Consider the following 18,406-nt stretch of genomic DNA (forward strand, 5'->3'; position numbering starts at 1 on the left):
TCCTGATTTTCAGAATTTGATCAAATTTGAACTTACTTAAACCTGAATCCCCTTTTGTTCCGTTAAATTAGCTTTTTAATTCTTGCCGCTTTTCCATGAACCGCATATCCTTATTCCAGTTTACAACTTTCCGTTCAAATTTTGACGGAGAATTCTATTTTGATGATTCAACACTGCATGCTGCACAAAAAGCTATTTATGCAACGGATGCGTCGGTATATCAGGAAATGCCATTGGCAGTTGCCTTGCCCAGAACGGTAGAAGCTATTTGTGCACTCATAAGGTTTGCCAATGAACAAAAAGTAACTTTAATTCCCAGAGCAGCTGGAACTTCCTTGGCCGGGCAGGTTGTAGGAAATGGGATTGTGGTGGATATCTCCAAACATTTTGGTGCAATTCTGGAAATAAATGCAGAAGAAAAATGGGTAAGAGTGCAGCCGGGTGTAATACGTGACGACCTGAACAAACACCTGGCAAAATATGGCTTGCTATTCGGTCCTGAAACCTCAACTGCAAGCCGGGCGATGATAGGAGGAATGATCGGAAACAATTCATGCGGGTTACATTCCATAACATGGGGAGCTACACGGGATCATTTACTGGAAGTAAAAGCATTGTTGTCTGACGGATCCGAAACAACATTTAAAAATTCGGATGCGGATGATTATATAAAAAAAGTATCAGGCAGGACAATTGAAAGTAAACGCGAACAGGCTATTCTGGCTGGTATGTGGGGCATGTTATCCAATCCGGTAGATGCGGAACTGATCAAAAAACAATTTGCGAAACCAACTGTTACCCGTCGAAATTCCGGATATGCGTTGGACGCACTCGTCAATAATTTTTCCCGGAACCAGATCAACCTGTGTAATCTCATTGCTGGTTCAGAAGGTACACTTTGTTTCGTTACCGAAGCTAAACTTGCCCTTGTTGACGTTCCGCCTGCGTCAGTTGGAGTAGTCTGCGTACATGTCAATTCGCTTGCGGAATCTCTTCTTGCCAATCGTGTTGCCATGAAACACCGTCCTAAAGCATCTGAATTGGTCGACAGATATATCATGGATTTTACCAAAGATCATACCGTTTATTCCCAAAACCGTTTCTTTATTGAGGGCGATCCGGCGGCATTGCTGATGATAGAATTTTGGGGTAAAACAGATGAAGAAGTTAAACTTCAGTCTGATCCTTTAATTAAAGAATTAATGGCGGAAGGGCTTGGTTATGCCTATCCTTTGCTTTTTGGGGATGAGGCTAATAAAGCCTGGGAAATCCGGAAAGCGGGTTTAGGCCTCATACGGAATCTTCCCGGTGATACGCAACCTGTAAACCTGATTGAAGATTGTGCCGTAGCTGTTGAAGATCTGCCGGCTTATATTTCTGATCTTGAAATATTATTGAAAGAGCATCAGCTTCATGCTTCCTATTATGCACATGCCGGTGCAGGGGAACTACATGTAGAACCGATGATCAATCTGAAAACGAGTGAAGGGAAACAGAAATTCAGGAATGTGCTGGCGGACACGGCAAAACTGGTGAAAAAATACAATGGAGCACTTTCCGGTGAACATGGTGATGGCCGGTTACGTGGGGAGTTCATACCATTTATGATGGGTGAGGAGGTATACGAAATGTTTCGACAGGTAAAACGGATCTGGGATCCAAACGGGATTTTCAATGCTAACAAGATTGTGGATACGCCTCCGATGAACGAATTTCTGAGGTATGAACAGGATAAGAATGCGCCTGTTATCAACACAACATTTGATTTCTCAGGCCAGGAAAGTATGCTGCGTATGGCTGAAAAATGCAGTGGGTCAGGTGATTGCCGTAAGACAGAACTAACTGGCGGTACCATGTGTCCGAGTTATATGGCAACGCGCAGCGAACGCGATACAACGCGTGCAAGGGCTAACATTTTGAGACGATATTTAACTCCTCAAACTTCACCGGCTACTTCTGCTGAAATGGTAAAAGAAGTCCTGGATCTGTGTTTGTCGTGCAAAGGGTGTAAATCCGAATGTCCATCCAGTGTGGATGTGGGCAAAATGAAAGCAGAATTTACCCAGCAATATTACGAAGCACATGGAATTCCGGTAAGAAGTAAACTGATCGCCAACTTTTCAAAACAAATGAAATTGGCTTCAATTGCTCCATGGGTATTTAATGGTGTTTTTGGAACACCGGCGTTGCGGAAAATTGCAAACAAATTGGTAGGTTTTCACCCTGAAAGATCAATGCCGCTTTTGCATCCAACCACTTTGAAACATTGGTGGGAGAAGAGAGCGGTCCACCGTGCGGAAAAGAGCGGTCCGCTGCGCGGTGAGGAGGGTCATCTCAAAAGTTCTTCTTCCATTCATCCTTTCGTCCCTTCCTGCAAAGTCTACCTTTTTTGTGACGAATTTACGAATTACAATGACGTTGAAATCGGTAAAAAGGCTATTCAGCTTCTGGAGAAACTGGGCTATGAAGTATTGATACCGGAACACACGGAATCGGGACGGTCTTATTTGTCAAAAGGATTTGTAAAGGAAGCACAAAAACTTGCGGTTAAAAACGTAGGGTCTCTTGCAGATTTAATTACTTACGATACACCGTTAATTGGCATTGAGCCATCTGCCATTCTCTCTTTCCGGGATGAATATATTGATCTTGTTCCAGAGCATTTAAAAGAGAGTGCTGCCCGGATTTCTGCCCATACGCTTTTGTTTGAAGAATTTATAGCAAGAGAAATTGATGCGAAACGAATTAATAAAAGTGTTTTTAATACAGAAAAGCGCCTGATTAAATTACACGGGCATTGTCACCAAAAGGCTTTGTCCACAATGAGTGCATCTAAAAAAGCGCTGTCGTTTCCTGAAAATTATCATGTTCAGCTGATACCGTCAGGTTGCTGTGGAATGGCTGGTTCTTTTGGTTATGAAGAAGAACATTATGATGTGTCGATGCAAATTGGCGAGCTGGTCCTTTTCCCAACTGTTCGCCAGCAACCGGAAGATGTGATCATTGCTGCGTCAGGCACAAGTTGCCGCCACCAGATTAAAGACGGCACAGGCCGCAAAGCAAAGCATCCCATTGAAATTTTGTGGGATGCTTTAAAAGTCTGATTTTGTGTGTGAATTCAAATATATATCACGAACCGAAGCCGATCGGAATTTTTTTTCTTTACCTCTCGGCATATTAATCTCGTGACAGACGGTTATTACCTATTCGGTTCCTCTTACACTACGCATAATTGTGTCGGCGCTAACTTGTCCTACTGTATCAGTTGCAACACTATCCGACACGGCTGGCTGTGTCGATTCTGACGGAGTTTCAGATTCTTTAAAGTTTTCGTTATGATTAAAAAAACCTCCCCAGAAGGCGATTGCCATCAGGGCGATTCCAACTCCTAGTATCCACTTCCAAACATTTTTTGTGTTTTTGGTTGCTCTTGCTTCGTTGTCTGTTTCTTGCCTGTTCATGGTGTTTGTAATTTAGTTCGTAGCTTTTATCGTACCAATTTTATACCATTACAAATTTTGACTTATATACGCTGTTTTTATAAAATTGTGTTGATAAAATTTCCCTAAATCAAGTATTTAAACCAAGTGTATAATAAAACGGATAGGTTTGGAGTTTGGTTTTGTAAATTTGTTGTTCTGTCATACAAATTCACTTCGTCTAAACTAGATCATAATTACACATTCATGAAATTACATCGTTACAATATTCTTCCTTTCTTTTTGCTGATTTGTTCATTTTCAGTGAGCCAGGCTCAGGAAACGAGAAGTTTTTTATCCGTTACAGGTGGTTATAGTTTGCCGGTCGGAGAACTTGCAAGACAAAAATTAAATGACCCTTTTGCAGGGTTAACCGGTTCCGGGCATTTTGGCCAGGTAAATTATGACTTCCGGCTTTCAAGAGGATTTGGGTTTAAACTATCAGGAAGTATGAACCTGAATAAAACAAGGCCTCAGCCAATAATAGAAAGAGCAAATGAAAAAGTGGAAGAAATAAGGCCGCTTATTAATGAGACCAGCGCTTACTCATGGCAAACAAACGTTTCAAAATGGAAGTTTAATGCAGTAATGGCAGGGCCTGCGGTGTTCCTTAATTTCAATTGGCTGCAGATTGAGGCGCATGTTCAGGGAGGATATGTTCAGGTTACTTCCCCAACGGTTGATATGGCCGGTACTTTTGAATCTGGTGAGCATGCAATTCAGGTCAGTTTATTGCCTGCATCCACGAAAGGGTTTGGTTTGGGTGCAGGAGCAAGTCTTCGTATTCCAATAGTTAACCAGCTTTATTTTCACTTATCGGGAGATTTTATAGCGACCGAGGCAACTTTAAATGATGTGGCAATAAAAGTAAAAATAGGTGGTTATCCTGAGGCTGCTATTCCTATCAATGAAAAAAGATTTGTGGGCGTTGCTAATATCGGCGCAGGTTTAGGAATCGCATTTTAAGATTGATACGAAATTTTTAAGATACAATAATTAGCAAAAAAGAGGATACAGGCAATCGGCCGGTATCCTCTTTTTGATTTTAACGATATTCAAAAATGAAATAGTTATTTGAAGCGCTTTTATTATTTAGCAAACCAAAGTTTCATTTTCATATCATTTTGTCCACCCTGGTTTGTTAAAGCTACTTTGAAGTTAGCAATGTTTAGTGATTCCTCTGAACCAGGGTAAGGCAAACGTGTTGGAATTACATTTTGGTTGGTGTTACGTACAGGAGGTGAAAGAGCCGGAATACCAGTCCTGCGGAATTCAGTCCATGCTTCCAGGCCTTGGCCGTAAAGTGCAATCCATTTTTGCTCCATGATCTGGGTGTAGCCATCTGCTCCACTTTTCAACGCATTGGCAGTTATGTACGCCGTTGGAGCATCCAATTTATATTGGGCAAATGAAGCAGTGATTGCAGCTGCATAATTGTCGGCTATAGTTCCTGCTGATGCTACGCCATTGTAAGCAAATTCAGCTTTCAGGAATAATAATTCTGCATAAGTCATGATTACTCCCGGAGCGGTAGAAGCTACAAAATAACTGCCTACTTTTGATGTTTTAGTAAGTCCCAATGCGGCTGCATCAGAAGAAGACAAGCCATTAGGTACTCCTTTATAAGTACCGCCATCAGCCGGTAAATTTGCATAAATGGCAAGTCTTGCATCATTCATGGCCGCTAATTTGTCAACAATCGTTGCACTAATGCGGTGATCATCACGTGTTTTACGGTTTACATTAACCGGGTTCTGGTTGTTGGTTACATCCGTATAATTTAGCTGAATATTGTCCGCAACCGAAGTCATAACCGGATATTTTGTCGGATCACTCAAAATCCTGTTTATTTCAGCTTTCACATCAATAGGTGCGTCTGCTTTATTAAGCATCCGGCTTAATAATTTAAGACTAAGTGAATTGGCGAATTTTTTCCACTTTGTCATATTTCCGGCGAAAAGAATATCTCCGGCAACAGGCATTGTAGTATTGGTTACGTCAATAGATTCTCCGGCTGTTTTCAGTTCAGCTATTAATCCGGCGTAAACATCTTTTTGGGCATCGTATGTGGGCAGTAACTGTCCTTCCAGTCCCTGAAGGGCGTCAGTATAGGGAATATCTCCGTAAATATCCGTAAGTAAAGAGAATACGTATGAGCGCAAAATTACAGCAACCGCTTTGTAATTGGTATTGCCGGATTCTTCTGCAATTTTATAGACCCGCTGATAATCTGCAAGAGATTCTATATAAAATCCCTGCCATCCTGCCGTATATACATCGCTTGATACAGTGTACTGGTCAATATCTGTATACTGGATACGCGCCCAGTGTTGTGAAAATCCTTCACCTATGTCCATGCCTAATGAGCCGCCTGACACAATGTCTACAGCACTCTGAATACCGTGTGGCAGAAACAGATCGGCGGTACCGGTAGACGGAGAATTGTTATTTGTATTGATTTCGTCAAAATCTCCTGTGCAAGCTGAAAGGCATAAGATTGAAGCTGCCAGCATTGCTTTGGAACGGAATGAATAAATGATATTTTTCATATTTAAAATCAGTTAGGAAAAAATGGCTTATAAATTGAAACTGATGTTGAAACCAACTGATCTTGTTGTTGGGATCTGACCGTTTTCTATTCCTTGTAAGTTACCATCATTGTAATAGCTTGTTTCAGGATCAATATGTGGCAGGTTGCTGTGCAAAAGAGCAAGATTTCTACCTACAACAGAGATCGCAATGTCACGGAATGGCAGTTTGTTAAATACTTTACCGGAAAGCATATAAGTCAGTTTTACCTCGCGAAGTTTTACATAACTCGCATCGAAAATCGTGTTTTCGTTATTCGTAAGTAGGTAATACTTATGGTGATATTCTTCTGAAGAAATATTTTTCGTGTTAGCCACATAAACCGGGTTGTCCGTTGTTCCGGTGTTTACAACACCTTCTCCAACAACGCCAGTTTCACGACCGAAAGTGGTTTCTTTTAATACACCTGTGTAACGTCCTACATTGATAGACTGTGAGAAAATATCTCCGCCATGTTTGATATCGATCAAAGTACCCAAAGAGAAGTTTTTGTATCTGAAAGTATTTGAAATACCACCGATCCAGTCTGGAGTAAAACTGCCTAGTACGCGGCTTACAGGATCGATCATTGGATAACCCTGTGCATCATAAACTACCTGTCCGTCCGGGGCACGTAAAAATCCTTTTCCGAAGAAAGTACCATAAGGCTGTCCTACACGTGCTTCAACAGACAATCCACGGAAAGCACTGGTAGTAGTTGCCTGAGTTAAGGCATTGTAGCTGGTATTCAGCTGATAGGTTGTGAGGCCTTCACTAAGTGAAATAACTTTGTTTTTATTTTTTGCCCAGTTCACCGCAATATCCCATTGGAAAGAAGTTGTTTTAACGGGTGTAGCAGTAAGCTGAAGTTCAACACCTGAGTTCTTGATTTTTCCTGCATTCAGAAGTTTGGATAGATAACCTGTTGCATTGGAAACGTTTACGTTAAGGATCTGATCTGAGGATACCTTATTGTAATAAGTCAGGTCAATTCCAACTCTGTTTTGCCAAAGTCTTACATCTGCACCCACTTCATATGAAGCAGTAATTTCAGGTTTTAACTCGGCATTAAGTAAAGCATTGCTTTCTGACAGGGCAGGAGTGCTTCCCCATGGATTTTCATATTTGTATGTGCTTTTCAACATGTAAGGATCTGTATCATTACCAACCTGTGCCACACCAGCACGTATTTTGGCAAATGATAGTACCGATGATTTAATGTCGAACATGTCAGATAAGATCGCACTTACCGAAGCAGATGGGTAGAAGTACGATCTGTTGTTTGATGGCAATGTACTCGACCAGTCATTTCTGGCTGTAAGATCTAGAAAAAGGTAGTTTCTGAAACCTAAGTTTGCAGAAGCGTAAAGGCTGTTCACTGTTTTCTCAATTGAGCTGTTTTCTACAACCGGTCTCTGACGCGAATTTCCAAGGTTGAATACTCTTGGTATAGAAAGCTCAGTAGCTCCCATGTAATTTCTTTGAGCGAAATAAGTTCTGTGGTTTCCTCCTACGTTGGCAGTAACATCAAAATCTCCGAATTTTTTTGTTGCATTCAGCAAGAAGTCAGAATTGGATTCCCGAACAAATATTACTTCTTCGTTATATGCATCGTACAATGTAGTAGTTCCGATTGTTGCCTGGCGGGCAGCAGTTTTTGATTGACGGCGATCCGTGTAAAAGTCAGTTCCTGATCTTCCTGTCAAAGTAAGCCAGTCAGTAAATTTGTACGTTGCAGCAAGGTTTCCATATAAACGGTCACGTTCGTTTGCTTTGGTACTTTCGTTCAGCAGGTAATATGGATTTGTCCAGTAGTTGTCGTTCCAGTTATTCTGGTAAATGCTGCCTGGTTTTTTGTAGGTAGTCAATGAATTCATATCAACCTGACGGCCAAACCAGATGAAGTATAAACCGAAGTTATTACGGTTATCACTGCCATCTTTTACATAATTACCAGTTGCACGTATGTTCAGTTTTTTGGTCAGGTTCCAGCCTGCATTCAAAGACACAGTACGGCGTTTGTAATTGGTATTAGGCAAAATACCCGATGCCTGATCCAGATTAGTAAAAGACAAGCGGAAATCACCTTTGTCATTTCCACCGGTAACGGCTACACTGTTAGTGTATGTTTTTCCGGTTTGATAAAATTGGTTTACATTGTCAGGATTTGCGATCCATGGAGTTGGTGTCCGGGTTCCGTCTGCTGCAATTGGAGAATTAAATTGAGGAATTAACTGACCATCCAGTTTAGGTCCCCAGCTTTCATCCACACCGTCGCCAACGCCTCCTCCTTTACCATCTACATAAGAGAATTTTCCTCCTGTACCCTGGCCATATTCATTTTGCCATTCCGGCTGACGGAACGGGCTGTCAAAAGAAGTGTTAGTATTAAATGAAACACCAATTCCTTTTGATCCTTTTCCGGATTTGGTCGTGATCAAAACAACACCATTTGCACCACGTGAACCATATAATGCAGCAGCACTTGGCCCTCTCAATACGTTAACGGATTCTACATCGTCCGGATTAATAGATCCGGCAGCATTACCATAATCCACACCTGTTCCGGAACCGTAGTTACTGTTGTCAATAGGTAAACCGTCCACTACAAACAATGGCTGGTTATTGCTGCCGATAGAACTTGCTCCGCGAATGATCATACGCGAAGAAGATCCCGGCGCACCGTTCGAGTTAGTAACCTGAACACCAGCCAGTCTTCCCGAAAGTGAGTTAACCAGGTTGGTTTCGCGAGCTTGTGTAAGCGCTTTTCCGCTTACTTCCTGTACAGCATAACCCAGTGCTTTTTTCTCACGGGCAATACCCAGGGCAGTTACAACAATTTCATTGAACTGGGTAGCATCTTCTTCCAGTACAATTTCAAATACTGTTTTAGAACCTACTGCAATTTCAGTGGATTTGTAGCCGATAAACGAGACAACCAGAGTAGAATTGGCGGGAGCATTCAGTGTAAAATCACCGTTGGCGTCGGTAGTGCTTCCGCGGCTGCTTCCCTTCAGCAAAATGCTGGCTCCTGGCAAAGCGCTGTTCCCGGCTAACACTTTCCCTTTAATGTTGAGGTCCTGTCCGTAGCTAACTCCGGCGAGCAGCAATAAAACCGACAGATAACCTAACGTAAAAAATTTTCTCATAATTGGGTTAATAAGGAGTGATAGATATATAAATATTTAAAGGTTGCTGAATTTGCCAGGTAGTATTTCGAAACCCCTGAACATCTCCAAATTGTATTCTGCGAATTGTAGTCTCGGTATTATATATGGTCAGAGGAATACAACGAAGCGATAAAATTATATTTGTCTGCGATTAAAACAAAATTAAATTTCAATATAATTAAAAATTACATAATTAAAGTTTAGAAAGTTATGTTTTTGTAAAATATTATCTACATAAATAGCCATTTATTCAAAATATAATATTTTTTAACTATTTATTCATATTGAAGAATTTGATTTTGAATAAAACCAATAAGAACGATAAATAGGATTTATTGCTGTTTGTGTTGATAATGAGGATTTTTATTGATGCAGATTTTTCTAATTTCCTGTTGAGCATGCTGGTTTTGAAGCAGAGCAAACAGTATAACACGTGGTTTTACTTGAGTGGATGAAGCTTGCAGCATTTGAATTGCTATATTTGCACCTGATTTAAAAGAGGTGGCTGTGAGCCATTTATTTAGTAACTGCGGTAATTCGAATATAGCTTTAAATGAAGGTTCTCAAATTTGGCGGCACGTCTGTCGGTTCTGTTGATAGTATCAAAACAGTAATAAGTATTCTTGAAAATAACCTGGCAAACGGCGAACGGATTGCTGTTGTTTTCTCGGCCATGGGAGGTGTTACCAACCGGTTGATAGAAATCGGTAAGATGGCAGCAGCCGGAAACGCAGAATATATTGAATTTCTGAAAGTGGTGGAAGAACGTCACTTCGCAATTGTGCGCGGAATGATCAACGTCAAAAACCAGAGCAGTACTTTTGCTGCGGTGAGAGGCCTTTTCAATGAACTGGGTGATATTTTAAAAGGTGTTTCCTGGATAAAAGAACTTTCGGAAAGGACGCTGGACCTGATCATGAGTTTTGGTGAAAGGCTTTCTACGCTGGTTATTACTGAAATTTTGAAAAGCAAAGGTGTAACTGCAGAATTTTGCGATGCTCGTAACATCATTCATACGGATGCTATGTATGGAATGGGCGATGTGGATTTTGAAATAACGAATCATCAGATTCTGGAATATTTTGCCAAAACTTCTGCCCTGCAATGTGTAACAGGCTTCATTGCGTCTACCGCCAGAAGGCATAACAACTACTTTGGGACGTGGTGGTTCTGATTATACTGCATCTATTATTGCAGCGGCTCTGGATGCGGATGTGATTGAAATCTGGACGGACGTAGATGGTATGATGACGGCCGATCCAAGAAAAGTTACCAATGCTTTTACCATTCCCTCCATATCCTATGCTGAGGCAATGGAGCTTTCGCACTTTGGTGCCAAGGTGATTTATCCGCCAAGTTTACAGCCTGCTTTTGCAAAAAACATTACTTTAAAAGTACTCAATACATTCAATGTTGATTTTATTGGAACCTATGTCCAGAAGTCGGCAGACAAAAAGGAATATGCCATCACCGGTATTTCTTCTATTGATGAAATTGCGCTGGTCAATATTCAGGGAAGTGGAATGATTGGCGTTGCAGGGATTTCAGGGCGTCTTTTTACTGCGTTGTCCAACAATGCAATCAGTGTCATTTTAATTTCCCAGGCCTCGTCCGAGCATTCAATTTGTTTTTCTATTGATCCTAAAAATGCACAGCGAGCCAGTGAAGTCCTGGAAAAGGAATTTGCCAGCGAAATCACACACGGATATATTGACAGCATTTCTATTGAAAAGAATTTGTCCATCATTGCCATTGTTGGTGAAGGAATGAAAAAAAGTACGGGTGTTTCCGGTAAGCTTTTTTCTGTTCTGGGTAAAAACGGTATCAATGTAGTGGCTACAGCGCAAGGGATCTTCCGAGTTGAATATATCCGTTGTCATTGCCAAAAGTGATTTATCCAAAGCTTTGAATGCCATTCATGGCGTTTTCTTTCAGTCAGAAACGCGTTCACTCAACTTGTTTATTGTTGGTGTAGGGTTGATTGGCGGTACATTACTGGGACAAATAAGAAATCAGACTAAATATCTGCAGGAAGAAAAACTGCTGAACCTAAACATTGCCGGTCTTTCAAATACGAAAAAAATGCTTCTGGATTCCGGTGGAATTTCTCCTGAAAACTGGCGTGACCGCGTGATGGATGAAGGTGTAAAAACCAGCTTGCCAGCTTTCGTACAGCGCATGATTGAGCTGAACCTTCCCAATAGTGTTTTTGTAGACTGTACTTCTGATAAGGACATTGTGCAGTATTATAATATGTTGCTTGATGCCAGCATATCGGTCGTAACGCCTAATAAGGTAGCCAATTCAGGTTCTTATGCTGAATATATTTCTTTACAGCGCACGGCATTAAAGAGAGGTGTAAAGTTCTTGTACGAAACCAATGTAGGTGCCGGGCTTCCTATTATCAATACCATTCAGGGATTAATGGCAAGCGGAGATAAATTTTTGAAAATTGAGGCTATTCTGTCTGGTACACTTTCATTTATATTTAATTCATTCGGTCCTGGGGTTCGTTTTGCAGACGTTGTAAAAGAAGCCAAACTAAAAGGTTTTACAGAACCTGATCCAAGAGAAGACCTGAGCGGAGCCGATGTTGCGCGTAAAATATTAATTCTTGCCAGGGAAGTAGGTATTCCGCTTGAATCAGAAGAAGTACAGGTTACCCAATTGTTACCTGCAAATTGTTTGTCCGCGTCCACAGTCGATGATTTTTTTGATGAACTGGTCATTTCAGATCAGTATTTTGCCACAATGCAGTCTGATGCAGAGGCAAAAGGCGAAAAGCTACGTTTCATAGCTACATTGGAAGACGGAAAAGCAGTAGTTCAACTCAGGACAGTGGATGCCCAGCATCCTTTTTATACACTTTCAGGAAGCGATAATATTGTTTCATTTACAACAGAAAGATATAAAGACCGGCCGTTGGTAATCAAAGGCCCGGGAGCCGGTGCAGAAGTTACAGCGTCAGGCGTATTTGCGGATATTATGAGTATAAGTAGTTATTTGGGGTAGAAGGCAGAAGGTTCACGATGAGTAAAATAAGCGCACGCCGCGTGATTTAAGACGCAGAAAGCACTAAGTTATTGATCTTCTCTCTCTGCGTTCTCTGCGAAAATCTCTTGTTACTCTGCATATACTTTTAAAGAAATAATAATTTTTTTTACAGTGAATTATATAAAAGCTTTTGCGCCTGCAACAGTAGCCAATGTGTCCTGCGGGTTCGATATTTTTGGTTTTGCAATAGAAGAACCAGGAGATGTGGTAGAAATACACCGCATTGATAAGCCAGGAATTGTAATCAAAGATATTACTGGCGATGAAGGAAGATTACCCCGAACCGCCGAGAAAAATGCAGTGACGGTGGTCATGCTTCATTTGCTGAAACATCTGGGTATTACAGACCTTGGGTGTGAGGTGACTTTACATAAGAATATGCCACTGGGAAGCGGGATGGGGTCCAGTGCGGCCAGTGCGGTGGCAGGCGTTGTAGCTATGAACGAGCTGTTAGGCAATCCGCTGAGCAGAGGAGAACTTCTTCGCTTTGCTATGGAAGGTGAACGGATGGCTTCCGGATCGGCGCATGCTGATAATGTTGGCCCATCGCTTTTGGGCGGTTTCGTCGTCATCAGAAGTTATGATCCATTGGATATATTTTCTATTCCTGTACCGTCTGATCTTTGTTGTACGCTGGTTCATCCTGATATTGAGATTAATACCAAGGATGCAAGATATATTTTGCGTAACGAAGTGTCCCTCAAAAATACGATTGCCCAGATGGGAAATGTTGCAGGTCTGGTAGCAGGATTAATGAAATCTGATTATGACCTGATCGGCCGTTCTATGGTTGATGTCATTATTGAACCTGTAAGATCTATATTGATACCAGCATTTAGTGAAGTGAAAAATGCCGCTATTAGTAACGGCGCTTTGGGCTGTAGCATCTCAGGTTCAGGGCCATCTATGTTTGCTTTGAGCAGGGGAATGGAAAATGCGCAGAAGGTGGGCGAAGCCATGAAGCAAACATTTGCAGGCGTAGGAATTGATTCAAGTACACATTTATCAGTAATTAACCAGGGTGGGGCAGTGGTTTTGGAAAGAGGTTAAGGGAGGAATGGAAAAAGGGGTATTGGTAAAAAGGGGGAAGGGTTAAAGGAGGAAAGCTTAAAGGGATTATTGTTGACAGGAAAAAACCTCTTGTAACGAGTGATCCTTTTTTGCCTTTTGATGAACTTTCTTAAATGTTTAAGACGTTTACAACTTGCAAGTATAAAAAATAAAACGATTATGGTAACGGTAAGCGAAACAGCCAAAAATAAAATTGTAGAATTACGTCAGGCAGATGGTCATCAGGATGATTATCAAATCCGGGTGGGTGTTTTAGGTGGCGGATGTTCAGGTCTTACTTATAATCTTGAATTTAATTCTGATACCAAACCTACTGACATGATTTTTGAAGATAAGGGTGTCAAAATCATTGTTGATAAAAAAAGTATATTATATCTCGCAGGTACCATTCTTGATTTTTCTGATGGCCTTAATGGCAAGGGATTCCAGTTTGTAAATCCTAATGCTACAAGAACCTGCGGCTGCGGTGAAAGTTTTGCCGTTTAAAAAAATATCCTATTACGTATTGAAGCAGCGTGGTGAGTTTTCATCACGCTTTTTTGTGCCCATCTGTTAAATTTGCCAACACCAGGCGTGTGCTCATAAAAGTTACCAAATCTTTATCCTAACAGATATAAAGCCGGGATAGTATATTTTCATTATTTTATTGTTTTTTTGTGTCTCCAAGCATGAAAGACTAACAATGCGGGAGCCAGATGGAATTTGATCCGTTTTTGTTGCTCGGATATCTAGCTATACATTCTTTTTATTTATACAAACAACTTTTAATGAAACCTACACTTTTGATTTTGGCTGCGGGAATTGGTAGCCGTTATGGGGGGATCAAACAACTTGATCAGTTTGGGCCAAACGGAGAGACCATTATAGATTATTCTTTGTATGATGCCGTTCGCAGCGGTTTTGGCAAAGTTGTCTTCATCGTACGTGAAGAAATCAGAGAAAGTGCGGAAGCTTTATTTGCTCCGAAATTAAAAGGGAAAATTGATTATGATTTTGCTATTCAGGGAGTTCAGTCATATGTTCCGGAAGACTTAGGAAAAGTAGAACGCGTAAAACCCTGGGGAACCGGGCATGCCACGCTTTGTGCATGGGAGCAAACTGATACACCTTTTGCTGTAATCAATGCGGACGATTTTTATGGCCGCGAAGCTTTTGCAACAATGTCGGCTTTTCTTCAGAATGATACCAATGAAAAGCAGCATGCTATGATTGGTTATGAACTGAAACGGACATTATCTGAAAACGGGACTGTTTCGCGGGGGATCTGCATAGAACGGGCAGACCATAATCTTGAATCCGTTGTAGAACGCACTAAAATATTTGAAAAAGATGGGAATATCTATTTTGAAGAAAATGAAGTGCTTACAGAACTTGAACCTGAAACGCCGGTATCCATGAATTTCTGGGGATTTAAGCCTTCTGTGTTTCCAATCATAAAGGATTTATTTGAAACGTACGCCAGAGAAAATCTGCATACACCAAAGGCTGAGTTTTATATTCCGACAGTCATGACGCACATCATTAAAAGCGGATTGGGAGATTGCCGTGTTTTTCGCAGTTCTTCTGACTGGTTTGGCGTTACATATCCCGAAGATAAACCAGCCGTACAAGCTTCCCTGACGCCTTTGCACGAAAATGGTGAATATCCTGAAAAGCTGTGGGAGTAGAGTCCGGTCTTTGAGACCCGGTCTGGACGGCGAAGCCGGGCTGAACGGCAACGCCGGCGTGAATGGAAATAATGCTTTTTACAATAAATCCGGGTTGAACGTGAAGGAGCCGTCCAGCCCGGATTTGTTATTTTGACCGGGTCGCATTGCCCAATATTTACTTCACTTTCACCAAAGCTTCCATCATTCTTTCAGCCAGAAATTTATTCCCTTCGTCAGTCAAATGAACCCTGTCAGAAGTCAGAATTCCTTTGTCTTTATTTTCAGGATTATTTTTTACCAGATAATCACCAAAATATTTTCTGAGGTCACATAATTCCAGATTGTTACGTTTTGCAATATCCCTGATCAGCTTGGAATATTCGTTCAAATCCCCATCCTGGGCATTCGAATTGTCATTTTTCTCACCTATTACTGTTGGCGTACAAACAATAATCCTGATATTCTGCGCCTTCATTTTTTTGATCAGCGCCTCGTAAAATTTGACATATTTGTCAGGATCTGTTCCTGTTCCTGATGAGGTTTTGTGCCATACATCATTAATCCCCACATAAATAAATACCACATCCGGTTTCTTGGAAAGTACATCATCTTCCAGTCTTAAATAAAGATCATACACTTTGTTACCCCCAATACCGGCGCCGGCAAGTTCAAATTGACTATCCTGACCCGCAGCTTTCAGCATTTCTGTCATTTTTGTAATATATCCTGTTGGGCTTACACCAGCTTGTGTAATAGAATCACCGAAAAAGATAACACGTAGAGGTTTGTCCTGACGCATAGCGAGTAGTGGAATTGCAATCAGAGCAATTTGAAGTAATTGATAAAACCTGCGCATAAAATTTGTGGAAATAAGTTTTTTTAGAAAAGACAGATATTGAATAAAGCTACCCCCGGGATAGTGTTTTACAAAGCAAGATTCTTTTCAACCAGAACAGAATACTTGTCTTTTAGTCTCTCATTATTTCATTTCTGTGTATTGTGCCCCAGTGCCGGAGAGATTCAATTACAGGTTGTAAAGAATCCGCGTGAGGCAGTAAAGTATATTCTACCGACACAGGCGAACTTTCAAAAACTGTCCTTTTTATTAATCGGTTCGCTTCCAGGTCTTTCAGTTCCTTCGCTAAAACTTTGGAAGACAGTTTGGGGATGCTCCTTTCTATTTCACGAAAATGATTGTTGCCTGTAGAAATGGAAACAATTATCTGCAATTTCCATTTACCACTGATTACATCGATGGCATCTCTGATCGGCAATAATTGAGATGTACATTCCTTGTGATTTAATTTTTCCATAAGACTTTGAACAGGCTGCTTACTTAGAGGATAGTGCTTACCTCGGGGTAACTGGTTACAATAGGTAAGCAAATATAATTAAGTTTGTGCTTCTCAAACAAAATATAAAATGAAAAAGAATAGGATAATTTATTGGGTCACGACAGGGATTGTAGGTGCAATGATGCTTTTTAGTGCATACAGTTATTTTACTAATCCGGAAGTCGGAGCAGGATTCCATCACCTGGGATTTCCTGACTATTTCAGGATTGAACTGGCTTTGGCCAAAATTTTAGGAGCTTTGGTTTTATTGATTCCATTCGTGCCGGCAAGGATCAAAGAATGGGCTTATGCGGGTTTTGGGATCACATTTATTTCGGCAGCCATTGCACATATCAATAGTAATGATGCCACGCCAATGATTATAACACCAATTGTTGTGCTGATTATATTAATTGTTTCAAATATATACTTTCATAAACAGAATGAAAGCGTTTTGAGTTAAGTATTTAACTATTTGTCAATCAAGGTTATATCTGCCATATTGAGCGCGTACCGAAGCGCGAACGAACGGCCCGGATGAAAATCAGGTTCCATGTGAAGGGGCAATTTCAATTCCTGGATATTTTGCTGTATCAATGCGCGGACAAGCAGGTGATCCTGATTCACAACACTGGTTATTACTTCGCCGTACAATACAAGGTCTTTTCCTGTATTTTCATTGGGGAGATAAATTTCGGACGGTGTTCCCTGTTTGCTGATCTTTCCGTTTTCCAATACAATTACATCATTGGACAAACGGAATATTTCACTCAGATCGTGGGTTACAATGATCATCGTGAAGCCATATTGCCGGTGAAATTTAAGGATTAGTTCCTGTAAATTTATTCGCATAGAATGATCAAGTGCTGACAGCGGTTCATCCAGAAGTAAGAGATCCGGCTTACGAACAAGTGCTCTTGCCAATGCAACCCGTTGCTGCTGCCCTCCTGAAAGCTGGTATGGTTTGCGGTCTGCCAGCTGATGAAGGTCAACCGCATGGAGCAGTTCGTTGATAATGGCAGTATTACTACCTTTTTCCAAACCAAAACTTAAATTTTCTTGTACCGTCAGATGAGGAAATAAGGCGTAATCCTGGAAAACAAAACCAATATTTCTTTTTTGGGTTGGGATACTCGTTTTTGAATTTGTATCCAGCCAGATACTATTATTAAATTGAATGTGACCGGTTTGTGGATGTACTAATCCTGCAATTTGTCTTAATAAAGTAGTTTTTCCTGCACCCGACGGACCGGTAACAGCCACGATATTTCCCAGCTTTACCGACATGGAAATTTCCATGGGCAATATCCCGTTTGAAGTTTGCAGTGAATGACGGATATTTATTTCAAGCAGATTGTCGGACACGAAGCAGGCGGTTGTTAATGGAATATACCAGGAGCAAAATGATAAATGTAATTGCAAAAAGTACCAAGGCATATTGATTTGCAACGGTATAATTAAGTGCTTCTACTTCGTTGTAAATCGCTACGGAAGCTACTTTGGTGACACCGGGAATATTCCCTCCGATCATCAAAACTACACCAAATTCTCCAACGGTATGTGCGAAAGTGAGTACAAATGCGGTTAATACGGCTGGTTTGCAGTTCGGTAAAAGTATTTTATAAAATGTCTCAAATCGTCCTTTTCCTAATGTAAATGAGGCTTCCTGCAAAGATCCCGGTAAAGATTGTAATCCTGCTCGTAACGGATAAACCATAAATGGCAAACTATAGATGACAGATGCAATAACCAATCCTGGAAAAGAAAATACCAGCCTTAATCCAATAGTTTTTTCGATCCAGGCACCAAACCAATACGATGGGCTAAATGCCAGTAACAAATAAAAACCAATAACTGAAGGTGGCAAAACCAAGGGCATACCAATTATCGCTTCAACTATTCCTCTTGCTTTAAATTTTCCGAAAGCAAGCCAATATGCCAATGGTAAGGAAATTACCAACAGAATAACGGAAGTGATGGAGGCGAGTTTGAAAGTAAGCGAAAGAGGTTGCCAATCCATTAGGGAATCAGGTATTATGTGTTGAAAAGTAAGAATTGGAGTTGAGAATTATGAATATTCT

13 protein-coding genes and 1 pseudogene are annotated in these 18,406 nt (G+C 40.9%); 7 read left to right on the forward strand and 7 right to left on the reverse strand.

The genetic code is table 11. From position 1 onward, the window contains the following. Positions 1-95 precede the first annotated feature (95 nt). Entirely contained in the window at positions 96-3,104 is a 3,009-nt protein-coding gene (locus tag KZC02_RS19825) for an FAD-binding and (Fe-S)-binding domain-containing protein (protein WP_221390284.1), read from the forward strand. A gap of 99 nt (positions 3,105-3,203) precedes the next feature. On the opposite strand, the gene KZC02_RS19830 is transcribed toward KZC02_RS19825, so the two are convergent. Further along, positions 3,204-3,461 (reverse strand): hypothetical protein, encoded by a 258-nt coding sequence (locus tag KZC02_RS19830; protein WP_221390285.1) that lies wholly within the window; start codon positions 3,459-3,461, stop codon positions 3,204-3,206. A 225-nt stretch (positions 3,462-3,686) separates the two neighbouring features. Between KZC02_RS19830 and KZC02_RS19835 the strand changes: the two genes are divergently transcribed. After that, on the forward strand, positions 3,687-4,445 hold the full coding sequence (locus KZC02_RS19835; RefSeq protein ID WP_221390286.1) for a hypothetical protein: 759 nt from the start codon (positions 3,687-3,689) through the stop codon (positions 4,443-4,445). A gap of 122 nt (positions 4,446-4,567) precedes the next feature. On the opposite strand, the gene KZC02_RS19840 is transcribed toward KZC02_RS19835, so the two are convergent. Together KZC02_RS19840 and KZC02_RS19845 are read right to left on the reverse strand one after the other, a co-directional pair. Continuing rightward, positions 4,568-6,028: a SusD/RagB family nutrient-binding outer membrane lipoprotein gene (locus KZC02_RS19840; protein ID WP_221390287.1), complete on the reverse strand. Its 1,461-nt coding sequence runs from the start codon at positions 6,026-6,028 to the stop codon at positions 4,568-4,570. 27 nt (positions 6,029-6,055) lie between these two features. After that, entirely contained in the window at positions 6,056-9,196 is a 3,141-nt protein-coding gene (locus KZC02_RS19845; RefSeq protein WP_221390288.1) for a SusC/RagA family TonB-linked outer membrane protein, read from the reverse strand. Positions 9,197-9,770: 574 nt separating this feature from the next. Between KZC02_RS19845 and thrA the strand changes: the two are divergent. The 4 genes and pseudogenes from thrA to KZC02_RS19865 all read left to right on the forward strand — a co-directional run bounded on the left by thrA (position 9,771) and on the right by KZC02_RS19865 (position 15,009). Then, positions 9,771-12,229 (forward strand): annotated as a pseudogene (gene thrA, locus KZC02_RS19850) (bifunctional aspartate kinase/homoserine dehydrogenase I). 153 nt (positions 12,230-12,382) lie between these two features. Then, the gene (locus KZC02_RS19855) at positions 12,383-13,321 is read left to right on the forward strand and encodes a homoserine kinase (RefSeq protein ID WP_221390289.1); all 939 of its coding nucleotides are present in this window, start codon (positions 12,383-12,385) and stop codon (positions 13,319-13,321) included. A 180-nt stretch (positions 13,322-13,501) separates the two neighbouring features. Beyond that, complete coding sequence (locus KZC02_RS19860) at positions 13,502-13,828, forward strand: iron-sulfur cluster assembly accessory protein (protein ID WP_221390290.1); 327 nt, start codon at positions 13,502-13,504, stop codon at positions 13,826-13,828. 281 nt (positions 13,829-14,109) lie between these two features. Then, positions 14,110-15,009: a sugar phosphate nucleotidyltransferase gene (locus KZC02_RS19865; protein ID WP_221390291.1), complete on the forward strand. Its 900-nt coding sequence runs from the start codon at positions 14,110-14,112 to the stop codon at positions 15,007-15,009. A 157-nt stretch (positions 15,010-15,166) separates the two neighbouring features. On the opposite strand, the gene KZC02_RS19870 is transcribed toward KZC02_RS19865, so the two are convergent. After that, positions 15,167-15,847, reverse strand: a complete 681-nt coding sequence (locus tag KZC02_RS19870; RefSeq protein ID WP_221390292.1) for an SGNH/GDSL hydrolase family protein — start codon at positions 15,845-15,847, stop codon at positions 15,167-15,169. Between the two features lie 112 nt (positions 15,848-15,959). Then, a complete protein-coding gene (locus KZC02_RS19875; protein ID WP_221390293.1) occupies positions 15,960-16,304 on the reverse strand; it encodes a helix-turn-helix domain-containing protein in 345 nt (114 codons plus the stop codon). Positions 16,305-16,413: 109 nt separating this feature from the next. On the opposite strand from KZC02_RS19875, the gene KZC02_RS19880 reads away from it, so the two are divergent. Then, positions 16,414-16,788, forward strand: a complete 375-nt coding sequence (locus tag KZC02_RS19880; protein WP_221390294.1) for a DoxX family protein — start codon at positions 16,414-16,416, stop codon at positions 16,786-16,788. An 8-nt stretch (positions 16,789-16,796) separates the two neighbouring features. On the opposite strand, the gene KZC02_RS19885 is transcribed toward KZC02_RS19880, so the two are convergent. Further along, positions 16,797-17,690, reverse strand: coding sequence for a sulfate/molybdate ABC transporter ATP-binding protein (locus KZC02_RS19885; protein ID WP_221390295.1), 894 nt, complete (start codon positions 17,688-17,690; stop codon positions 16,797-16,799). After that, positions 17,671-18,345, reverse strand: coding sequence for a molybdate ABC transporter permease subunit (modB, locus tag KZC02_RS19890; protein ID WP_221390296.1), 675 nt, complete (start codon positions 18,343-18,345; stop codon positions 17,671-17,673). The genes KZC02_RS19885 and modB overlap by 20 nt, the downstream gene beginning before the upstream one ends. Positions 18,346-18,406: the final 61 nt, after the last annotated feature.

The sequence above is a fragment of the Dyadobacter sp. NIV53 genome (genome assembly GCF_019711195.1).
Classification (GTDB): domain Bacteria; phylum Bacteroidota; class Bacteroidia; order Cytophagales; family Spirosomataceae; genus Dyadobacter.